Source organism: Moorena sp. SIO2C4, assembly GCF_010672485.1.
In the GTDB taxonomy this organism is placed as follows: domain Bacteria; phylum Cyanobacteriota; class Cyanobacteriia; order Cyanobacteriales; family Coleofasciculaceae; genus Moorena; species Moorena producens.
On the sequence record NZ_JAAHGN010000841.1, the window covers coordinates 1 to 3,427 of the forward strand.

Sequence of the window (3,427 nt, forward strand, 5' to 3'; positions counted from 1 at the left end):
CATCCACTGCCTTTTCATTATGGCTTGTGCGGCGCTGATCTGCGCAATCGTTGTCTTTCGACATTAGACTGAGGCTGGGCAGTAGGAGGTGCCGTGAAAGGCAGCGGCAAAAGGGATTGACTTGGATTTAGCGAAAGCCATTATATCCCTACGGTTATACCATGACGAGGGGGCATTATCGGAGTTGTGCCAAGCCGCTGAGGTTTCGATTGCTGCTCATAAAGCCGGAATGGCAGCTACTCCCAAGGCTAAACTAGAAGCGGAAGTGCGGGGAGCGATGGAAGGGGTAATTATTGCCCATAATATGACCCGTGCTTACACAAGTATTGTTACGGTTCATGGGGAAGTGCTCCACAATGGTGAGTATCACCATTCCCTGCAACCGGGAGAGTTACTGCTGGCGGATGTAGGAGCAGAAACCCCTATGGGTTGGGCAGCGGATATTACCCGTACTTGGCCGGTGACTGGAAAATTTTCCCCTACTCAGCGGGATATATATAATGTCGTCAAAGAAGCCCATGATTTCTGTATCGAGAATCTTTACCCTGGGGTGGAATATCGAGAGATTCATATGACAGCAGCAGGGGTGATGGCTGAGGGATTGATAGATTTGGGGATTCTGCGAGGAGACATCTCGGATTTGGTAGCAATGGATGCCCATGCTTTATTCTTTCCCCATGGTGTTGGTCATTTGCTGGGATTAGATGTCCATGATATGGAAGATTTAGGGGATTTGGCAGGGTATGCACCAGGACGGGAAAGAAGCGATCGCTTTGGCTTGGGCTTCCTGCGACTAGACCGACCCTTGCAACCAGGGATGTTGGTGACAATTGAACCAGGATTTTATCAAGTTCCAGGGATTTTGAATGACCCAGAGCGACGGTCAACCTACAAAGATATGGTGGATTGGGATAGATTGGCACAATTTGATGATGTGCGAGGGATTCGGATTGAGGATGATGTGTTGATTACCGAGACAGGAGCAGAGGTGTTGACGGCTGGGTTACCGACTGATCTAGAGGCAGTTGAGGATTTGGTTACGGGAGTATAAGTTTTCGGGTGTGGGTGAACGGGTTAATGGTGCTGTAAGCTATCAGCTATCAGCGGTCAGCTATCAGCTATCAGCTATCAGCTATCAGCTGAATGCTTAGATGGTGGTATTAAGTTGACAGACATGATTTTGAAAAGATCTGATCTAATCAGGTCTTTTTTAGATCTTATCTATATCATCAGTGCTCGATTATCATAACTTGAATCAATAAACAAGATCCAGGTGCGATCAATTTTTTAGCTCAAATTCACTACACTGTCTGAGATAGTGTTAACTTTGAACAATTTGCCTTGGCCTACGACAATATCTGCAAATACTTATCAGAAGCATACCCATCAGAGTTTTTTCAGTGGGTATTGGGTAAACAACCTAGAGATATTCAGGTACTTAAAAGCGATGCAGCGCGGTCTTGGGGGTTTCCCCCATGAGCGACTGCATCAAGACAGCGAATTAAGTGCTGAACCAATTCAAGCTGATGCTCTAACTCTACTCCAAAGTACTAACCAAATTCTGCATCTAGAATTTCAAACCCTACCCCAATCCGAGCCACCATTACCATTTCGGATGTTAGACTATTGGGTCAGATTACAACGAAAGTACCGATGTCCCATTGAGCAGGTGGTAATTTTTCTCAAGTCTACGACCTCAGATCTGGTATTCAATAACGAGTTTAGGGATATTAATACCTGGCACCGTTATCGAGTAATTCGTCTGTGGGAACAAGACCCTCAACCACTGTTGGCCAATCGAGCTCTGTTACCCTTGGCAACTTTAGCTAAGAGCAATAACCCTAATCGATTGTTAGAGCAAGTGGTTGTGGAAGTGGATAGAAGCGATGCAGCGCGGTCTTGGGGGTTTCCCCCATGAGCGACTGCATCAAGACATTGAAGAAAAACCATTACGGGGAAATCTAGCGGCCTGTGTGGATGTGCTGGCTGGTTTACGGTTTGAGAAAGATTTAGTGCGTCGATTGTTATCCGAGGAAATTATGGAAGAATCAGTCACCTATCAAGATATTATCCAAAAGGGACGCCAGCGCGGCAAGCAGGAGGAAGCCCGATTCATTGTGATGCGTTTACTAACCCTGAGGTTAGGTTTACTTGACCCTGTGCTCCAACAGAAGATTGAGGGATTATCCATTACTCGATTGGAGGAATTGAGTGAAGCGTTGTTGGATTTTGAGACAGCAACGGATTTAGCGGTTTGGTTGGATCAGCAGCAGTAGTGCGTTCTTTATTCTTACGGTAACTTCAAGATCTGTTGCATTTTTCCAGGATTTCCGCTATAATATCTATATTGATAGCGGAAGGGTCGATGCTAACTCAAGTTAATAATCTTCGTTTAGACAGGCAACAGATTTTGGCTCTCAGGCAAATGTGTCATTTGAGCAAGAATATGTTCAACGTGGGTTTATATAACGTCCGTCAGTATTTCTTCCAGGAACGCAAACATTTGCGGTATGAGAGTAATTATTATCACTCTAAAGAGAATGAAAATTACAAGTTACTACCGACGGACATTGCCCAGCAAACCTTAAAAATTGTCGATAGATCCTTTAAATCTTTTTTTGGTTTACTGAAACTAAATAAGAGTGGAGGTTATCAAGAAAAAGTAAGACTTCCGAATTACTTACCAAAGGATGGACATTTCCTCTTGGTTATCCCAGTGAGAAAGCGCGACTGGGAGAAACTCCCGGGAAAGAACTGGTTATTTACCGTTCCTATGTCTCGTCAATTTAAAAAGGAGTACGGGGTAGTTCAGTTTACTGTCCCAGAGAGGCTAAGGTCTAAGACTGTCAAAGAGATACGCATACTTCCTAAATACAAAGCCAGGTATTTTGATGTTTGTTATTGCTACGAGGATGAACCTGAGGTAAAAGTAGAAAAAACTAGTGAAATATTGGGAATTGATTTAGGACTTGATAATTTTGCTACATGTGTTAGCACCACTCAAAAGTCATTTATTATTGACGGTAAAAAGATCAAGGCTGACAATCAGTTTTACAATAAGCGTAATGCCAAACTTCAGTCTATTAAAGACTTACAAGGCATTAAGATCTTGACCAATCGACAAGCTAGGTTGCTAAGAAAGCGAAATCACAAAATCAGGGATTTCACTAACAAGGCGGCTAGATATGTCGTGAATTGGTGTAGAAGAAACAAAATCAACAAGATTGTTATCGGGTACAACCCCGACCTAAAACAAAGGGTCAACATGGGCAAGCGGAACAATCAGAAGTTCACCCAGATTCCGATTTATACGTTTAAGGACAAGCTGGAAAGCCTCTGTCAGCGGTATGGGATTGAATTAGTTGAGCAAGAAGAATCTTACACCAGTAAAGCGTCTAGCTTGGATAAGGATGAATTACAGTATGGA

Annotated in this window: 1 protein-coding gene and 2 pseudogenes; all 3 read left to right on the plus strand. The window is 43.6% G+C overall.

Annotated features, from left to right (window positions below):
• Positions 1–109: 109 nt before the first annotated feature.
• A pseudogene (locus F6K20_RS30040) lies at positions 110–1,051 on the plus strand (M24B family metallopeptidase); the annotation flags it as partial.
• A gap of 290 nt (positions 1,052–1,341) precedes the next feature.
• A pseudogene (locus F6K20_RS30045) lies at positions 1,342–2,276 on the plus strand (Rpn family recombination-promoting nuclease/putative transposase).
• Positions 2,277–2,365: 89 nt separating this feature from the next.
• Positions 2,366–3,427, plus strand: a 1,062-nt coding sequence (locus F6K20_RS30050; protein WP_287297143.1) for an RNA-guided endonuclease InsQ/TnpB family protein, incomplete at its 3' end; no start/stop codon positions are given.